This is a genomic window from Citrobacter sp. U14242, from assembly GCF_046555775.1.
Taxonomy (GTDB): Bacteria; Pseudomonadota; Gammaproteobacteria; order Enterobacterales; family Enterobacteriaceae; genus Citrobacter.
In genome coordinates, this window is the sequence record NZ_JBKGLW010000001.1 from 482,131 (window position 1) to 498,250 (window position 16,120).

Sequence of the window (16,120 nt, forward strand, 5' to 3'; positions counted from 1 at the left end):
AGTAACGCCCTATTGTTTATCCTGACTTAATGAAACCCCGTTTTTATCTGAAAAAAGTCGTAAATCATCATTTGAATTGATCAAATTCGCTTCATTAATCTACAATTTCAATTGATCTGTACGGATTTTTTCGTGCACAGTTCACTGAACAAACCGTGTTTATGCTGTTTTACGTTAACTACAGGAATAACGTTAATAATGAAAAACCGTTTTCTGATGGGAATAATCGTTTTGAGTTATGGAGTTGGATTCCCTGTCTTCGCCTCTGATACGGCAACATTGACGATTAGTGGAAGCGTTACTGTTCCTACCTGCAGCGCTGATGTTGTGGATAGTCAGTTACAGCAGCGGTGTGGCAACACGACCCGCCTTTCAAACCTGACAGATGTAGTGTCTACATCTGTCAGGGGCGTAGTAACTGAGGTTGTGGCTGTACAAGGGGATGCAACGCGACAGATTGTGCTAAATCATTACGACTAAGTATCGCTATTTATTATTTATATGAATAATTCGTTTTTTGTTATTCATTTTTAACATGATTCGTGGGCAGTTAATTGTATTGATTTATTAATTCTAAATATAATGTTTAGCGCAATTTATTTGTTGCAATTATATTGCTGATTGTTATTTGTTTTAAATCAATAAAACAACGCGTTTACATTGCGGTAACGTTTCTGGTGTGAGAATTTAATTTAAAGGGTTAAACCCTCTTAATAAATAGAAATTAATTCACTAAGGAAGACGCTATGAAACGTTCAACTATTTCTGTTGCTATTTTGTCCACTGTATTTATGAGCACTGGGGCATTTGCTGCTGATTCTGATCAGGGTGAATTGATTATTACTGGTAAGGTTGTTGGGACTACCTGTAAATTTACGGGTGATACCACGGCGACCATTGGTATGAACCAGATTGGTGCTGACAGACTAAATGCCTTAAGTGCTGGAGGGGTTTATGACGGATACTCAAATAAAACCACCGTGCCATTAACTGTTGAATGTACGGGGGATAAAGCACCGAAAATTACTTTCTCCAGTTCTCAATTTGATAGCACTAATAAATATATTACACGAAATACCGCAGCAAATAATGGTGCAGGCTTCTCCGTTTACTATGGTGATGATTTTACAAAACAGGTTAACCCCGATACAGGTATTGAGTTAACTAAAACAGAAGATAATAAATATACGCTGAACTTTAGCGCACGTTACGCGAAAATTGGTTCAGCCGCTGTCTCTGCGGGTGATGTTGCCTCTTCGCTGACGATGACTGTTGTTACTGATTAAGATTACTATCCTGTTTGTCGGCGGCTCTGGTCGCCGATTATTTCCGTAGTAAGGATAATTATAATGAAAAAAATAATAGTATTATTATTGGCTGGCACAGTATTGCCTGCATGGGGAGGCGTTTACATTTACGGCACGCGTATCATTTATCCAGCACAGAAAAAAGAAATTACCGTGCAGTTAATGAATGAAGGTAATCGCAGTGCGCTGGTCCAGTCGTGGATTGACGACGGTGATACCAGCCTGCCACCGGAGAAAATTCACGTACCGTTTGTGATGACGCCGCCGGTGGCAAAAGTTAGCGGTGGTTCCGGCCAGCAGCTAAAAATTAAGCAACTGACGAATACGTTGCCAAAAGATCGCGAAAGCCTTTTTTTTCTTAATGTGTTAGATATTCCTCCTAATTCTGCGGAATCAGAAGGTAAGAATATGATTAAATTTGCTATGCAGAATCGCATCAAATTTATTTATCGCCCGCAAGGTATTACCAGTGTGGACGAAAAAAGTTTTTCTCGCTTAAGTATAAAATATGCCAGTGGTGGTATTAATATCAAAAACAATTCCGCAAACTGGATAACGATACCTGAATTAGTAGGTCATACTAAAATAAATAGCGAGACAGTGTTACTTGCTCCGTGGTCAGATAAAAAGTTGAGCACCACCGCTATGGTTAGTCATTACAAAATCACGCTTATTGACGATTACGGTAATTATTTGAGTGAAAAAATAAAAACTGAATAATAGCTCAAGGACTGGCTATGTCAAAGATCAATTCGATTACACTGACCATCTTGTCGGTGCTGGCAACTTCATTATCTGTATGGGCTGAAGAAGAAACGTTTGATACCCACTTTATGATCGGTGGTTTGAACGGTGAGAAAATTTCTCGCTATCACATTGATGGCGACAAGCCGATGCCCGGCATATATGAAATGGATGTTTATCTAAATAACCATTGGCGCGGTCATTACGATATTAATATTAAATCCGAACCGGATGCAACATGCTTATCCTGGGCGCAGTTGCAGCAAATTGGTATTCGTACTGAAGGGATTAAAGCAGATAAAGGCGTAGATTGTGTACCGCTGCGTGCAGCAGTGCAGGGCGGCAGTATTGGTTATGACATTGGGCAATTTATCCTGAATTTAAGCGTGCCTCAGGCATATGTAGTTGAATATGAATCAGGATATATGCCGCCTGAAACCTGGGATCGCGGAATTAACGCATTTTATACTTCCTATTATGCCAGCCAGTATTACAGTAATTATAAACTCGGCGGAAATGATAAAAGCAGCTATGTCAATCTGAACAGCGGATTGAATTTGCTGGACTGGCAACTGCATTCAAATGCCAACTATACGAAAGGTAACGAAGGTAGCGGCGAATGGAAAAGTAATACCTTATATATGGAACGGGGTATCCCGTCCATCCTTGGCACATTGCGTGCCGGGGACATGTATACCGGCTCGGATATTTTTGATGCTGTACGGTTTCGCGGTGTGCGTATCTGGCGCGATATGCAAATGTTACCAAATTCGAAACAGCACTTTACGCCGGTGGTACGTGGCATAGCCCAGAGCAATGCGCTGGTGTCTATTGAACAAAACGGTTTTGTTATTTATCAGAAAGAGGTCTCCCCGGGGCCATTCGCCATTGATGATTTGCAGCTTGCGGGTGGCGGCGCGGATCTGGACGTTAGTGTTAAAGAGGCTGATGGTTCGATAAGGCATTACCTTGTGCCTTATTCATCGGTACCCAATATGTTGCAGGCGGGGGTCGCGAAATATGATTTTGCCGCCGGACGTAGCAACATCGAAGGCGCGAGCAACCAGTCTGATTTTATACAGGGTAGTTACCAGTATGGACTGAATAATCTGCTAACGGTATATGGCGGTTCCATGTTGTCGGATAACTACTCTTCATTTGTATTCGGCACGGGATGGAACACGCCGATTGGTGCGGTTTCTGTAGATGGAACGTACTCGCACAGCGAACAGGATAATGGCGTTTTTGACGGGCAGAGTTATCAGGTTGCGTGGAATAAATATATCGCACAGACCGGAACACAGTTTGCGCTGGCGGGTTATCGCTACTCTTCGCAGGATTATCGTACCTTCAACGATCACGTGTGGGCGAATAACAAAAATAGCTATAGGCATGATGAAAATGATGTTTATGACATTGTGGATTATTACCAGAATGACTTTGGTCGAAAGAACAGTTTTTCGCTTAATATCAATCAAGCATTACCCGAAAACTGGGGGGGCCTGACGGCCAGTGGCCTGTGGCGTGACTACTGGCAACGTAGTGGGACGGGCAAAGATTATCAGTTGAGTTATTCGAACGCCTGGCAACGTATCAGTTATACCTTTTCCGTTAGCCAGACGTACGATGAGGATAATCACGAGGATAAGCGTTTTAACCTGTATATCTCCATTCCGTTCTCGTGGGAGGATGGTATTTCTACGCCGCGGCGCGATTTGTTTGTCTCTAACTCAACAACATTTGATGATGATGGTTATCAGTCGAATAACACCAGCTTAAGCGGTGTAGCGGGTAGTCGTGATCAATTCAACTACGGCGCTAACTTCAGTCATCAGCGGCAGGGGAGCGAGACAACGGTGGGGGGTAACCTGGCCTGGCGCGCGCCTATGGCAACCATTGGCAGCAGTTATAGCCAATCGAATAAATATCAACAGGCCAGCGGCAATATTCAGGGTGGTTTGGTGGTGTGGTCAGAGGGTGTCGCGTTAGCTCCTCGGCTTTCGGATACATTTGCCATTGTTAAAGCGCCTGGATTACAGGGCGCGGCGGTGCAGGGACATCGTTACCTGACAACCAACAGCAAAGGTTACGCGGTTTATGACAGTCTGACGCCGTACCGTGAAAATATGCTGATATTGGATCTTTCCGACAGTAATAGTGATGTGGCGTTACTGGGCAATCGAAAAGGCACAGTACCCTATCGCGGCGCGGTCGTGATGACGGAGTTTGAAACCGATCGGCGTAAACCCTTGTACTTCCTCGCCCAGCGACCGGACGGCTCTCCGTTGTCGTTCGGCTATGAGGTAGAAGATAACGCCGGTAATCATGTCGGTTTGGTCGGTCAGGGCAGCCGGATATTTATTCGCACCAACGACATTCCCGCGTCGGTACACGTCGCGGTCAATAAACAGCAGGGACAATTCTGCACGATTACCTTCGATAAGGTGATTGATGAGAATACAGTCTATATTTGCCGCTAAGGATGCAAGATATGAAAGGATACGTATTTTTAATATTTCTGCTGTTGTCATCCTTTGGAGCCCAGGCAGGATGTACATTTCAGACAAAAAATGGCGGGTTGACGGCAATTAATCTGGATATGACATCCGGAACAGCGACGAATCAACTGAATCTCAATTCCAGTGGCGATATAACGTGTACTGCCAATAGCGATAGCTTATATTTTACAACGCCATTAACGAATTACATTGTTGCTATTCAGAGTAGCAGCGGCAAGAAGATTTTAATTAATATCAATCTAACGAGCAGTGATTTTCCCGTTAGTATTGGAAAGAAAACAGTTAGCGCCAGTGAAACACTGAATACCAAAAAATTCACGATTACAGCAAGTTATGTAAATTCAGGGACGGCTAAGCAGACAGTCTCCGGTGATGCGTTTAGTCTGAGTGACCCGGCAGTCAGTATTACATCTGAGAACTCATGTACATCAAACTGGTTAGTTTATCTTTATTGCTGGATTACCGGACGTTTGTCGGGAAATTCTGCTTTTACACAGAATTTAAGCTTTACAGTAATGCATAAACCAACAACCTGTCAGTTCTCATTACCTCGATATGAAATTAAGATGCCAGATACTACGTTAAATGAGATGCTGGCAGCAAATAATACTAAATCAGGCTCCACAAATCTGATATTGAATTGCAACGGCGTATACAACGTCACCACCAATCCTGTCAGTTTTAAAATCGCGCGAGGTGACTGGGATGAAAGCGGGAAGATACTGAAAAATACCGCGACGAATGGTGCAAAAGGGGTCGGGTTCCAGATTTACAACGGTACCAAGACGACTCCCCTAAAACAGGGGGATACTCTGATGGACAGAATAGCTAAACTGGAGACAATCAACAATCAGTACACTTTCCCTATTATTGCGAAATATGTTCACGTGACAGGGGAATCACTACGACCGGGTGAAGTACAAAGCAAAGTCATATTTTCAGTATCTTATGACTAACTAGCCTGATGTAATCCGCTTAAAAAATGTACCTTCGTTATGAAGGTACATTTTCGTTACCGGTGATAAAAAATCTCGCCGTCGTAGGCTTTAATGATTTTGCCGTCGGCATCGTTAATCAGGACATATGCGCCACCCATGTAAGTCCAGTGGGTACCTGCAGTAGGCGCTGGTAAGTTGCGCTGATTCCACTGTTTAATCGCGTATTCATCAGTACGGTACAGTGGCGGGACAGTGTCACCAGGTTTGAAATGGGTAAAGTCGGCAATGAAACTGCTCAACTCATATTTATCAATACCTGTGGGGGCAGCGGTTGCAGCCGGCGCGGCCCGGACCGCACTGCTTGCGAGCAGTAGTGCACCCAGCAACATTTTCTTCTTCATACCCATCCTCTCTACCTGTTCGGGTCATCAAAATTAGCCCTGTATGATTCCTGGCTAACAGGACATTTGACAAGCACTATTTTGTGATTACTCCAGTCATTTCGTAAAAAGTGTAAATGAACGTACGGAAACTCGGCAACCGTAACCAGCGGTTTCACCGCCAAAGCCTGTTCCGCGCCAATTTACATCGTTAAGAGCAGGCAGTATCCTGTTGCTGAAACCTGAATATTATATTTGTGTTTCAACGACTCGGGGTGCCCTTCCTGGTGAAGGCTGAGAAATACCCGTACCACCTGATCTGGATAATGCCAGCGTAGGGAAGTCTGACACTGCTCGTGTCCCTTCTTCACGCGGGCAGGAGTTGAACCATGCAGCCTGACCTGCACAGCCGTGCCCTTGCGGCTCACACCTTACAGCAATTTAGAACGCTTTCCCCACTGACACACTGTATGACGAATGACGTTGTGCAGAGTTTTACCGCCAATACGCTACTGGCTTTAGGGGCATCCCCCGCAATGGTGATTGAACCTGAAGAAGCCAGCCAGTTTGCTGCTATTGCCCAGGCGCTGCTCATTAATGTTGGGACACTGACCCAGGCGCGAGCCACGGCAATGCGTGCCGCCGTTGAGCAGGCGCAGCAGGCGAAAACCCCCTGGACGCTGGATCCTGTTGCCGTTGGCGCACTGGATTTTCGTCGTCGCTTTTGTCTGGACATACTTACGCTGCGCCCGGCTGCCATTCGTGGCAACGCGTCAGAAATACTCGCCCTGGCTGGGATGAACGCCGGTGGGCGCGGTGTGGATACCACCGATACAGCATTGGCTGCGATTCCGGCCGCACAAACATTGGCACGCGAGGTCGGAACCATTGTCGTTGTTACCGGCGAAGTGGATTACGTCACCGATGGTCAGCGGACAGTGGGTATTCATGGTGGCGATCCGCTGATGACGCGGGTAGTGGGGACCGGATGCGCACTGTCAGCGGTAGTTGCAGCCAGTTGCGCCCTGGAGGGGGACCGGTTGAACAATGTTGCTTCTGCCTGTAGCTGGATGAAGCTAGCCGGACAACGCGCCACTGAACAATCGACGGGACCGGGAAGCTTTATTCCGGCATTTCTCGATGCCCTCTATAATCTGAACCCCCAGGAGCACGCATGAAACGGATTAACGCCTTAACCATTGCTGGAACCGATCCGAGCGGTGGCGCAGGGATTCAGGCCGACTTAAAAACTTTTTCGGCACTCGGCGCTTATGGCTGTTCAGTCATCACGGCACTGGTGGCGCAAAACACGCGTGGGGTACAGTCGGTATACCGGATTGAACCCGATTTTGTGGCGGCGCAACTGGACTCGGTGTTCAGCGATGTGCGCATCGATACCACCAAAATCGGCATGCTGGCAGAAACCGACATTGTCGAAGCCGTGGCCGAACGCTTACAGCGTCACCGGGTACAAAACGTCGTACTGGATACGGTAATGCTGGCAAAAAGCGGCGATCCGCTGTTGTCTTCCTCTGCGGTTGAAACGCTGCGTACCCGTCTGTTACCGCAAGTGTCGATAATTACCCCTAATCTGCCGGAGGCGGCGGCGTTGCTCGGGGCATCGCATGCCCGAACAGAGCAGGAAATGTTAGAACAGGGGCGGGCGCTACGGGCGCTGGGCTGTGAGGCGGTATTAATGAAAGGGGGGCATCTGGATGATGAGCAAAGCCCTGACTGGCTCTTTACCCGTGATGGCGAACAGCGTTTCACCGCGCCAAGGGTAGTGACCAAAAATACGCACGGAACAGGTTGTACGCTGTCGGCGGCGCTGGCGGCACTGCGTCCACGTCATGTTAACTGGGCTGATACGGTACAGGAGGCTAAGTTGTGGCTCTCTGCGGCGCTGGCGCAGGCGGATACGCTGGAAGTGGGCGAGGGGATTGGTCCGGTGCATCATTTCCACGCGTGGTGGTGATGAGCAGAAATGGTATACTGGCGACAGAAACGGCTGCCAGGAAAAAGATAAATGGAACAAGCGCATACCCAGCTTATCGCGCAACTGAATGAACGTATTTCAGCGGCGGACAATACGCCGCTGTATATGAAATTCGCTCAAACGGTTAAGAACGCTGTGCGCAGTGGGATCCTGGAGCATGGTAATATCCTGCCGGGTGAGCGTGACCTCAGCCAGTTGACTGGCGTTTCACGTATTACGGTGCGGAAAGCGATGCAGGCGCTGGAAGAAGAGGGGGTGGTGACGCGTGCGCGTGGCTACGGGACGCAAATCAATAACATCTTCGAGTATTCGCTCAAAGAAGCGCGCGGTTTTTCACAACAGGTGGTGTTGCGCGGTAAAAAGCCGGATACGCTATGGGTGAATAAACGCGTGGTGCCCTGCCCGGAAGAGGTGGCTCAGCAGTTGGCTGTTGCTGTCGGCAGTGAGGTCTTCTTGCTGAAGCGCATTCGCTATGTTGATGAAGATGCTGTGTCTATTGAAGAATCATGGGTACCCGCCCATCTTATCCATGACGTGGATGCGATTGGCGTTTCACTGTACGACTATTTCCGCAGCCAGCATATCTTTCCACAGCGCACGCGCTCACGCGTCAGTGCGCGAATGCCGGACGCAGAGTTCCAGTCCCATATCCAGATGGACAGCAAAGTGCCGGTACTGGTGATAAAGCAAGTAGCGCTTGATCAGCAGCAACGGCCTATTGAATACAGTATCAGTTACTGTCGAAGCGACCTATACGTCTTTGTGTGCGAGGAGTAACGCCTCGCGTGAGGGGGCGCAGTCGCCACCGCGGTGACCCACCACCCAGGATGCTACCGCATTGCCGAGCAGGACGGCATCGCCCAGCGACCAGCCCGATGCCAGCCCAGCCAGCATGCCGCCTGCGTGACTGTCTCCCGCACCGATGGTATCAACGACGGTGGTCGAAAAGGCGGGCACGCAACCGGATGTGTGCTCGCTGAAATACCACGCGCCGTCTTTGTCATGCCGAATCACCACCGGTGTGGTAAAGCGTTTTACCCACTCGACACCAAAACTTTCGACGTCGGCGCTTAGCCCGAATCGTTCAGCAGCAATCTCTGCCTCCTGGCGATTCAGTGACACCAGCGGATGACAGGCCATAATTCGCGCAATTAGAGCATCAGGGATATCGCCGATGCGCGGACCAAAATCGATAAACGGCGTGACCTCCTCAAGGCCTTCCAGCCACTGCACCAGCAGCTCGCCACACGGAGACGCTAACTGATAGCCCGAGAGATAAACCAGACTGTGGCGCGGGATATTCAGCTGTGCCAGCCAGTCAGCATTCCACTGATTTTCGACGCCGCTAAAGGACATAAATGTGCGTTCACCGTCCGGCTCTACCAATGCCAGACACCAGCCGTTATCGCCCTCGGCATTGTCGATCAGGCTGTGCAATCCTTCTTTCGCCATACGATTGCGGATAATATCGGCCCACACGCCCTGACCCAGCGGTAAGGCATTACTGGCCTCAATGCCCAGACGTTTTAGGGCGACGGCAATGTTGAGCGCACAACCGCCCACGTTCACGCCCTGTTGCTTAAGCTCAATATCACAGCCGCGCCAGGGAAGAGCATACGCATCGGCAATCACATCAATAACCGCCGCACCGACTACCGTCACCGGTCGCTGAGTGTGCAACTGTGGGAGAAGCGTTTGCAGACGCGTAGCACTCATAGCGCCTCCCGTTGCTCGCGCAGCCGCGCTAGCGCACTGGCATAGCGGGTGAAATCGAGCTTATTCACCGCATCCAGTTCCTGTTTTAACGTCGGACTAATCGCGCTTACGCCGTGTAGTGCCCCACAAATAGCGGTTGCCATTGCCCCGATGGTGTCAGTGTCTCCGCCGAGATTCGCACACAGTACGGCACAGCGGTTAGGATCGGTTTGTGCCAGTTCGACCATCGCGATGGCGCAGGGCACGGATTCAATGGTGCTGGTCCCGGCGCCAATCACCTGATACAGCTGCTCGCTGGCAGATTCCGCACCGTTGGCCTCGCGAACGATTTTCAATGCCAGTTCGAGGCGGGCTGCAAGCGATGCGCTAAACGTAGTGATCCGTTTTTGCTGAGCGTGGAGAGCAATCGCGGGAAGTGCCCCGGCAATCTCAGACCATGTTCTTCCGTCGATAGCACGAGATACCGCCCAGGCGATGACCACCGCGCCCGCAATAGCTAAATCCGACTTATGTGTCGGGCTGGAGGCCAGCGCGATGTCGTCAATAAACGCATCAAGATTGCCTGTCGGTAGCAGACATCCCAACGGCGACACACGCATAGCTGCCCCATTGGTGACACCGTTGTTTTCCAGCTCAGCGACAGGTTTGCCGTCGCGAATGGCGTTGAGCGCAATCTTCGACGTGGGGCCGAGTACGTTTTTATTGAAGGCGTCAAAATTTTCCGCCCAGGCCAGGATATTGCGCCCAATGACGTCTGGCACTATTTTCCCGTCGCATTCCAGCAGCGCGTCCGCCAGGCACAGCGCCATGGAGGTGTCGTCAGTGAACTCAGCCTGATTAAAGTAACACGCTGCATTATTTTCGTCTGGGCCCGGTAAAAAGCGGTCGATCCAACCAAAGTGCGCCTTTACACGGGTTCTCGGCCACAGTTCCGACGGCATACCCATCGCATCCCCTAACGCCTGCCCATAAAGAGCACCGAGAATACGTTCTGCTTTCATTTAACTTCCCCTTGTTGCAATGCGATATCGCGATCGTCCACCTTAATGGCGGTGATTTCTTTGTCTGACTCGCGAAAGAAAATCATAAACAGCACGGCGATAACGGCGATCATGATCGCGCCAAATCCCCACATGCCAGCCCAGTTAAAGGTGAGGCCATCAACCGGCTCTTTATAAGCAAACATTTTTTCCATCATCACCCCACCCAGGCGGTAACCGAGCAGGCTGCCGAATCCCTGACAGCAGAGAGTGATTAATCCCTGCGCAGCGGTGCGCATGTGCACTGGCGCTTTTTTATCGACATAGATGTATGCCGTAACGTAGTAGAAGTCGTAGCTAACGCCATGTAGCAGAATGCCGAGAAATAACAGGGCGTAGGTGAAATATTCTTCCGCGCCACCGTAAACAAAAAATCCGTAGCGGATCGCTGCAGTGATAAGACCAAGCAACAATACCTTTTTAATGCCAAAGCGTTTGGTGAAGAACGGCAGCGCCAGCATGAAGAAAATTTCAGAGAACTGGCCCAACGTCATCCAGCCAGTCGCATTTTTCATCCCAACTTCTGTCAGGTACCCGTTGGCGAAGATGTAGTAAAACGCCAGCGGCATGGCAAACAGAAAAGAGCAGAAGAAAAAGACGAGGAAGTTCTTATCACGCAGCAGGATCAGTGCATCCAGACCTAACATGACTTTGACATCCATCTTGCCGGTACTTTTCGGCGGCGTATCCGGTAAAAAGAAAGCGAAGATACCCAGTAATGCGGAACTTGCGGCTGTAATGAGCAGCGGAATGTTGGTTGGTGAAATGTCGTTATAGCCGAGCATTTGCGGTAAGAACCCACAAGCCAGGCCGGATGCAATCCAGCCGATCGTTCCCATTACGCGAATGCGCGGAAAATCACGTTCGACATCCGGGACGTTGGCAAAGGCGATACTGTTCGTTAGTGCAATCGTCGGCATATAGGTGAGTGAGTACGCCAGCAATAGCGGAAAGAATCCGCCGAACGTCGTCTGCTGCGCTGCAAAATACATCAAAATTGCGCCGACAAACATCAGCACTGCCAGTACTTTTTGCGCAGAGAAAAAGCGGTCAGTGATCGAACCGACGAAGATAGGGGAGAGGATCGCGGCAATAGCGGTACAGGCATAAGACCAGCCAATTTCACCGGCAGTAAAGCCGCTTTTACTCAGCCAGAGCCAAAGCGGTACAAACCAGGCGCCCCAGATAAACCACTCCACAAACATCATGAACGACAGCTTAACTGTAGTTTTCATCTTTAAATCCTTCATGACAGGTAAGGTACGGCTGGATAGTACCATTATATAATACCTTTAAAATACCTTTGTGGTCTAAATTTGACCGCTGTATCATTTTTTGATGCCTGAATCGAGCCAGCGGAAATCGCTGAAAAGTGCGCTAAAGATGGAAAAAATACGCAGTCAGTACCAGGCTTATTGCTGCCCGCCACCAGGCGGGTCAGGACAATCCACTTCCGATATCAAATCGGAACTTACGGGAGCATAGCTATGACTGATATTGCGCAGTTGCTTGGCAAAGATGCCGACAACCTTTTACAGCATCGTTGTATGACCATTCCTTCTGACCAACTTTACCTGCCAGGACATGATTACGTCGACCGCGTGATGGTTGACAATAACCGTCCACCTGCCGTGCTGCGTAATATGCAGACGCTGTACAACACCGGACGGCTCGCCGGGACCGGTTATTTGTCGATTCTGCCTGTAGACCAGGGTGTGGAACATTCTGCTGGGGCATCGTTTGCCGCAAACCCACTGTATTTTGATCCCAAAAATATTGTTGAGCTGGCGATTGAAGCTGGCTGCAACTGCGTCGCGTCAACCTATGGCGTGCTGGCGTCTGTTTCCCGCCGTTATGCGCATCGCATTCCATTCCTTGTGAAAATTAACCATAACGAAACGCTCAGCTATCCGAATACCTTTGACCAGACGCTGTATGCCAGCGTGGAGCAAGCGTTCAATATGGGCGCGGTCGCGGTGGGGGCAACCATTTATTTCGGCTCAGAAGCGTCGCGCCGCCAGATTGAAGAGATCTCTGCGGCCTTTGAGCGCGCCCATGAGCTGGGCATGGTAACGGTACTGTGGGCCTATTTGCGCAACTCAGCGTTTAAGAAAGACGGTGTGGATTATCATGTTTCGGCTGATTTGACCGGGCAGGCAAACCATCTGGCGGCGACTATCGGCGCGGATATCGTTAAACAGAAAATGGCGGAGAATAACGGCGGGTATAAAGCGGTTAACTTCGGCTATACGGACGATCGTGTCTATAGCAAGCTAACCAGTGATAACCCGATTGACCTGGTGCGTTATCAACTGGCGAACTGCTATATGGGACGCGCCGGACTCATTAACTCCGGTGGTGCGGCCGGTGGAGAAACCGATCTCAGCGATGCGGTGCGTACCGCGGTGATTAATAAACGCGCCGGTGGTATGGGGTTAATTCTTGGACGTAAAGCGTTCAAGAAAACCATGGCTGACGGCGTGAAGCTGATTAATGCCGTCCAGGATGTTTATCTGGATAACAACGTCACGATTGCCTGATGTCAGTAGAGTACCGTCGGATTATCGCAATAATGGGCAACCCGGCGGTAGCCTGCAGCGTAGGGCTGCAGGCAGGATTTCAACATGAAACTCTTGCCCGCTGAGCGGTTCACCATCCAGATTGAAGGTGATTTCATGAGGCGCACGGATATCAAACCATGATGATGCGCCATCAATGATATTCGGATTGTCTTCGGACTGAGTTATCGCCGACAGCAGTGCCGGAATCAGCTCCTCACCGGTAAAGATTCGCAGTTGCAGCAGACCGTCATTAATGAGCGCTGTCGGGCAAAGTTGCTGTCCGCCACCGGCCTGACGCCCGTTGCCAATGCCAATCACCAGCGCATCCCCCTGCCAGTGAAAGTTTTCGCCGCGAATTTCACAACTGTCTGGCTTCAGCGTATCCATGCGCATTAATCCGTGAATAAAATACGACACACCGCCCAGGGCGGCTTTGAGTTTCTCCGGTGTTTCGCTGGTGATCCGCGTACCGAACCCTCCGGTCGCCATATTGATAAAGCAGGTTTTATCGTTGACCTGCACCATATCGATCTCTACCGGGTTCCCGGCAATAGCCAGCTTTAATGCCTTGTCCAGTGCTTCAGGAATGCCAACGCTGGTAGCAAAATCATTTGCCGTTCCCAATGGCAAAATCCCGAGTGCGGGAACATTCTCCCCCTGGCAGTGGATCAGCGCTGTGGATACTTCGTTAATGGTACCGTCACCACCGCCGGCAATCACCGTTGCCACGCCCAACCGGAGCGCTTCATCAACGTAACGTTGCGCGTCGCCTTTTTCCCAGGTAACGCGAACATGGATTTCGACACTCTCGTTGCGCAGTTGAGCAATAGCGTCACGCAGGGGAAGGTTATCAGCACTTTTCCCATTCAGGATCAGTAAGCTGGTCGGGAATGCTATCATCCTGTTGCCTCACTTTTATCGTTTTAACTAGTGTATGCCAGGAATGCGTTTATGGCGTAGGAACTGACTGAAAGCGAAGACCCCTCGACGGGTTCTGCAGGAGGTTGATAGTCTGTACGGGGTAGAGGCGAAAAAAGCCCGTACTTCCGTACGAGCTCTCTCTTGAATATGGCGGTGAGGGGATTGACTCGCGTTGCTCGCCCTGCGGGCAGCCTGTTCGCTGCGCTCTCAGTCTGTCCAACTGGCTGCGCCAGTTGTCGCCCCCCGGTCGGGGCTTCTCATCCCCCCGGCAAGGCGCAATATGCGAAAAAAAAGCCCGTACTTCCGTACGAGCTCTCTCTTAAATATGGCGGTGAGGGGGGGATTGACTCGCTTTGCTCGCCCTTTGGGCCGCCTGCTCTCTGCGTTCGCAGTCTGTCCAACTGGCTGTGCCAGTTGTCGAACCCCAGTCGGGGCTTCTCATCCCCCCCGGCAGGGCGCAATATGCGAAAAAAAAGCCCGTACTTGCGTACGAGCTCTTTCTCGAATATGGCGGTGAGGGGGGATTGACTCGCGTTGCTCGCCCCTTTGGGGCAGCCCGTTCGCGATGCTCCCGGTCTGTCCAACTGGCTGCGCCAGTAGTCGAACCCCGGTCGGGGGTTTCTCATCCCCCCGCAGATGTGCAATATGCGAAAAAAAAGCCCGTACTTGCGTACGAGCTCTTTCTCGAATATGGCGGTGAGGGGGGGATTCGAACCCCCGATACGTTGCCGTATACACACTTTCCAGGCGTGCTCCTTCAGCCACTCGGACACCTCACCATATTGTTGTTCCTGTACTGCTGGAACGGGCGCTAATGTAGGGGAAATACCGCCCCGGCGTCAATCTACTTTTTCAAAAAAACGTGCATTTACACAAACTTCAAGCAACATGGGGTTTAAATGAGCGGGAATTGTTTTTTTTGCCAGCACCCTGAAATTTGCTAATCTGATGTTCCCTCGGAAAATGATGATAATAAGTGCGAGAACGTTCCGCATAACAATGTTCAGGAGACAATATGGAAATAATTTTCTATCACCCTACATTTGATACGGCCTGGTGGCTAAAGGCGCTGGCGAAAGCAATCCCTGGTGCTAACGTTCGCGAGTGGAAAGCGGGTGATAACGCCCATGCCGACTATGCGCTGGTCTGGCATCCGCCGGTTGACATGCTGTCAGGACGAAAATTGAAAGCCGTCTTTGCATTGGGAGCCGGAGTGGACTCCATCCTCAGTAAGCTAAAAGCACACCCGGAGATGCTGGATACCTCGATTCCACTTTTCCGTCTGGAAGATACCGGTATGGGTCTGCAAATGCAGGAGTATGCGGTGAGTCAGGTGTTGCACTGGTTCCGCCGCTTTGATGACTATCAGGCATTAAAATCCCAGGCGAAGTGGCAGCCGTTGCAAGAGTATACCCATGATGAATTTACCATCGGCATCATGGGCGCTGGTGTATTAGGGGCTAAAGTGGCAGAGAGCCTGCAGGCATGGGGATTCCCGTTACGCTGTTGGAGCCGTACCCGTAAATCCTGGCCTGGTGTGGAAAGTTTTGCGGGCACCGAAGAGTTGAGTGCGTTTTTAAGCCAGACGCGTGTGCTGATTAATCTTCTGCCCAACACGGCAGAAACGGTAGGCATTATTAATGCCGGGCTGTTGAATCAATTACAGGATGGAGCCTATGTGCTTAACCTGGCGCGTGGCGTTCATCTCAATGAAGACGATCTTCTGGCATCGTTGAATAGCGGAAAACTGAAAGGTGCGATGCTGGATGTCTATAGTCGGGAACCGCTACCGGAAGACAGCCCATTGTGGAAACACTCGCGTGTGGCGATGACGCCGCACATTGCAGCGGTAACGCGCCCGGCGGAAGCGGTGGATTATATCTCTCGTACAATCCTGAACCTGGAAAGTGGCAAAGCTGTTACCGGTCAGGTCGATCGCGTTCGGGGCTATTGATATCAATATCAACCCGGCCAGTGCCGGGTTTTGACTAAATACAC

The 16,120-nt window shown here is 50.1% G+C and carries 15 protein-coding genes, 1 tRNA gene and 1 riboswitch; of the genes, 10 read left to right on the top strand and 6 right to left on the bottom strand.

Going from position 1 to position 16,120, the window contains the following annotated elements; translation table 11 throughout:
- Nucleotides 1-198: 198 nt before the first annotated feature.
- The 5 genes from ACLJXE_RS02190 to ACLJXE_RS02210 all read left to right on the top strand — a co-directional run bounded on the left by ACLJXE_RS02190 (nt 199) and on the right by ACLJXE_RS02210 (nt 5,526).
- Nucleotides 199-480 carry a DUF2574 family protein gene (locus tag ACLJXE_RS02190; RefSeq protein ID WP_410749975.1) on the top strand — a complete coding sequence of 94 codons (282 nt, stop codon included), beginning with the start codon at nt 199-201 and terminating at the stop codon, nt 478-480.
- A gap of 266 nt (nt 481-746) precedes the next feature.
- Nucleotides 747-1,286 (top strand): fimbrial protein YehD, encoded by a 540-nt coding sequence (gene yehD / locus ACLJXE_RS02195; RefSeq protein ID WP_410749976.1) that lies wholly within the window; start codon nt 747-749, stop codon nt 1,284-1,286.
- Nucleotides 1,287-1,349: 63 nt separating this feature from the next.
- Complete coding sequence (locus tag ACLJXE_RS02200) at nt 1,350-2,027, top strand: fimbrial assembly chaperone (protein ID WP_410749977.1); 678 nt, start codon at nt 1,350-1,352, stop codon at nt 2,025-2,027.
- A gap of 17 nt (nt 2,028-2,044) precedes the next feature.
- Entirely contained in the window at nt 2,045-4,531 is a 2,487-nt protein-coding gene (locus ACLJXE_RS02205; RefSeq protein WP_410749978.1) for a fimbrial biogenesis outer membrane usher protein, read from the top strand.
- An 11-nt stretch (nt 4,532-4,542) separates the two neighbouring features.
- Entirely contained in the window at nt 4,543-5,526 is a 984-nt protein-coding gene (locus tag ACLJXE_RS02210) for a fimbrial protein (RefSeq protein ID WP_410749979.1), read from the top strand.
- 56 nt (nt 5,527-5,582) lie between these two features.
- On the opposite strand, the gene ACLJXE_RS02215 is transcribed toward ACLJXE_RS02210, so the two are convergent.
- Complete coding sequence (locus ACLJXE_RS02215) at nt 5,583-5,915, bottom strand: RcnB family protein (protein ID WP_410749980.1); 333 nt, start codon at nt 5,913-5,915, stop codon at nt 5,583-5,585.
- Between the two features lie 234 nt (nt 5,916-6,149).
- Nucleotides 6,150-6,246: riboswitch (TPP riboswitch) on the top strand.
- A gap of 31 nt (nt 6,247-6,277) precedes the next feature.
- Here ACLJXE_RS02215 and thiM point away from each other — a divergent pair.
- From thiM to ACLJXE_RS02230, 3 genes are read left to right on the top strand one after another with little or no spacing between them, the layout of a single operon-like run.
- Complete coding sequence (thiM, locus tag ACLJXE_RS02220) at nt 6,278-7,066, top strand: hydroxyethylthiazole kinase (protein WP_410749981.1); 789 nt, start codon at nt 6,278-6,280, stop codon at nt 7,064-7,066.
- On the top strand, nt 7,063-7,863 hold the full coding sequence (thiD, locus tag ACLJXE_RS02225) for a bifunctional hydroxymethylpyrimidine kinase/phosphomethylpyrimidine kinase (RefSeq protein ID WP_048211195.1): 801 nt from the start codon (nt 7,063-7,065) through the stop codon (nt 7,861-7,863). Before thiM ends, thiD begins: the two co-directional genes overlap by 4 nt.
- A gap of 51 nt (nt 7,864-7,914) precedes the next feature.
- Nucleotides 7,915-8,661 (top strand): GntR family transcriptional regulator, encoded by a 747-nt coding sequence (locus ACLJXE_RS02230; protein ID WP_286629179.1) that lies wholly within the window; start codon nt 7,915-7,917, stop codon nt 8,659-8,661.
- Here the strand turns inward: ACLJXE_RS02230 and ACLJXE_RS02235 are convergent.
- From ACLJXE_RS02235 to ACLJXE_RS02245, 3 genes are read right to left on the bottom strand one after another with little or no spacing between them, the layout of a single operon-like run.
- On the bottom strand, nt 8,635-9,600 hold the full coding sequence (locus ACLJXE_RS02235) for a PfkB family carbohydrate kinase (protein WP_410749982.1): 966 nt from the start codon (nt 9,598-9,600) through the stop codon (nt 8,635-8,637). The two genes, ACLJXE_RS02230 and ACLJXE_RS02235, sit on opposite strands and share 27 nt — an antisense overlap.
- Nucleotides 9,597-10,601: an ADP-ribosylglycohydrolase family protein gene (locus ACLJXE_RS02240; RefSeq protein ID WP_410749983.1), complete on the bottom strand. Its 1,005-nt coding sequence runs from the start codon at nt 10,599-10,601 to the stop codon at nt 9,597-9,599. Before ACLJXE_RS02240 ends, ACLJXE_RS02235 begins: the two co-directional genes overlap by 4 nt.
- Nucleotides 10,598-11,875, bottom strand: a complete 1,278-nt coding sequence (locus ACLJXE_RS02245) for a nucleoside permease (RefSeq protein ID WP_286629182.1) — start codon at nt 11,873-11,875, stop codon at nt 10,598-10,600. Before ACLJXE_RS02245 ends, ACLJXE_RS02240 begins: the two co-directional genes overlap by 4 nt.
- Before the next feature lie 252 nt (nt 11,876-12,127).
- On the opposite strand from ACLJXE_RS02245, the gene fbaB reads away from it, so the two are divergent.
- Entirely contained in the window at nt 12,128-13,180 is a 1,053-nt protein-coding gene (gene fbaB / locus ACLJXE_RS02250; protein WP_410749984.1) for a class I fructose-bisphosphate aldolase, read from the top strand.
- 21 nt (nt 13,181-13,201) lie between these two features.
- On the opposite strand, the gene yegS is transcribed toward fbaB, so the two are convergent.
- Both yegS and ACLJXE_RS02260 read right to left on the bottom strand, forming a co-directional pair.
- Nucleotides 13,202-14,101: a lipid kinase YegS gene (yegS, locus tag ACLJXE_RS02255; RefSeq protein ID WP_410749985.1), complete on the bottom strand. Its 900-nt coding sequence runs from the start codon at nt 14,099-14,101 to the stop codon at nt 13,202-13,204.
- Nucleotides 14,102-14,813: 712 nt separating this feature from the next.
- A tRNA-Ser gene (locus tag ACLJXE_RS02260) sits at nt 14,814-14,901 on the bottom strand.
- A 236-nt stretch (nt 14,902-15,137) separates the two neighbouring features.
- Between ACLJXE_RS02260 and ghrA the strand changes: the two genes are divergently transcribed.
- On the top strand, nt 15,138-16,076 hold the full coding sequence (ghrA, locus tag ACLJXE_RS02265; RefSeq protein WP_410749986.1) for a glyoxylate/hydroxypyruvate reductase GhrA: 939 nt from the start codon (nt 15,138-15,140) through the stop codon (nt 16,074-16,076).
- Nucleotides 16,077-16,120 lie beyond the last annotated feature (44 nt).

Excerpts from the sequence above, each read along its gene's own strand:
- ACLJXE_RS02190 (WP_410749975.1), top strand. The coding sequence starts at position 199 with ATGAAAAACCGTTTTCTGATGGGAATAATCGTTTTGAGTTATGGAGTT.
- yehD (WP_410749976.1), top strand. The coding sequence starts at position 747 with ATGAAACGTTCAACTATTTCTGTTGCTATTTTGTCCACTGTATTTATG.
- ACLJXE_RS02200 (WP_410749977.1), top strand. The coding sequence starts at position 1,350 with ATGAAAAAAATAATAGTATTATTATTGGCTGGCACAGTATTGCCTGCA.
- ACLJXE_RS02205 (WP_410749978.1), top strand. The coding sequence starts at position 2,045 with ATGTCAAAGATCAATTCGATTACACTGACCATCTTGTCGGTGCTGGCA.
- ACLJXE_RS02210 (WP_410749979.1), top strand. The coding sequence starts at position 4,543 with ATGAAAGGATACGTATTTTTAATATTTCTGCTGTTGTCATCCTTTGGA.
- ACLJXE_RS02215 (WP_410749980.1), bottom strand. The coding sequence starts at position 5,915 with ATGGGTATGAAGAAGAAAATGTTGCTGGGTGCACTACTGCTCGCAAGC.
- thiM (WP_410749981.1), top strand. The coding sequence starts at position 6,278 with ATGCAGCCTGACCTGCACAGCCGTGCCCTTGCGGCTCACACCTTACAG.
- thiD (WP_048211195.1), top strand. The coding sequence starts at position 7,063 with ATGAAACGGATTAACGCCTTAACCATTGCTGGAACCGATCCGAGCGGT.
- ACLJXE_RS02230 (WP_286629179.1), top strand. The coding sequence starts at position 7,915 with ATGGAACAAGCGCATACCCAGCTTATCGCGCAACTGAATGAACGTATT.
- ACLJXE_RS02235 (WP_410749982.1), bottom strand. The coding sequence starts at position 9,600 with ATGAGTGCTACGCGTCTGCAAACGCTTCTCCCACAGTTGCACACTCAG.
- ACLJXE_RS02240 (WP_410749983.1), bottom strand. The coding sequence starts at position 10,601 with ATGAAAGCAGAACGTATTCTCGGTGCTCTTTATGGGCAGGCGTTAGGG.
- ACLJXE_RS02245 (WP_286629182.1), bottom strand. The coding sequence starts at position 11,875 with ATGAAAACTACAGTTAAGCTGTCGTTCATGATGTTTGTGGAGTGGTTT.
- fbaB (WP_410749984.1), top strand. The coding sequence starts at position 12,128 with ATGACTGATATTGCGCAGTTGCTTGGCAAAGATGCCGACAACCTTTTA.
- yegS (WP_410749985.1), bottom strand. The coding sequence starts at position 14,101 with ATGATAGCATTCCCGACCAGCTTACTGATCCTGAATGGGAAAAGTGCT.
- ghrA (WP_410749986.1), top strand. The coding sequence starts at position 15,138 with ATGGAAATAATTTTCTATCACCCTACATTTGATACGGCCTGGTGGCTA.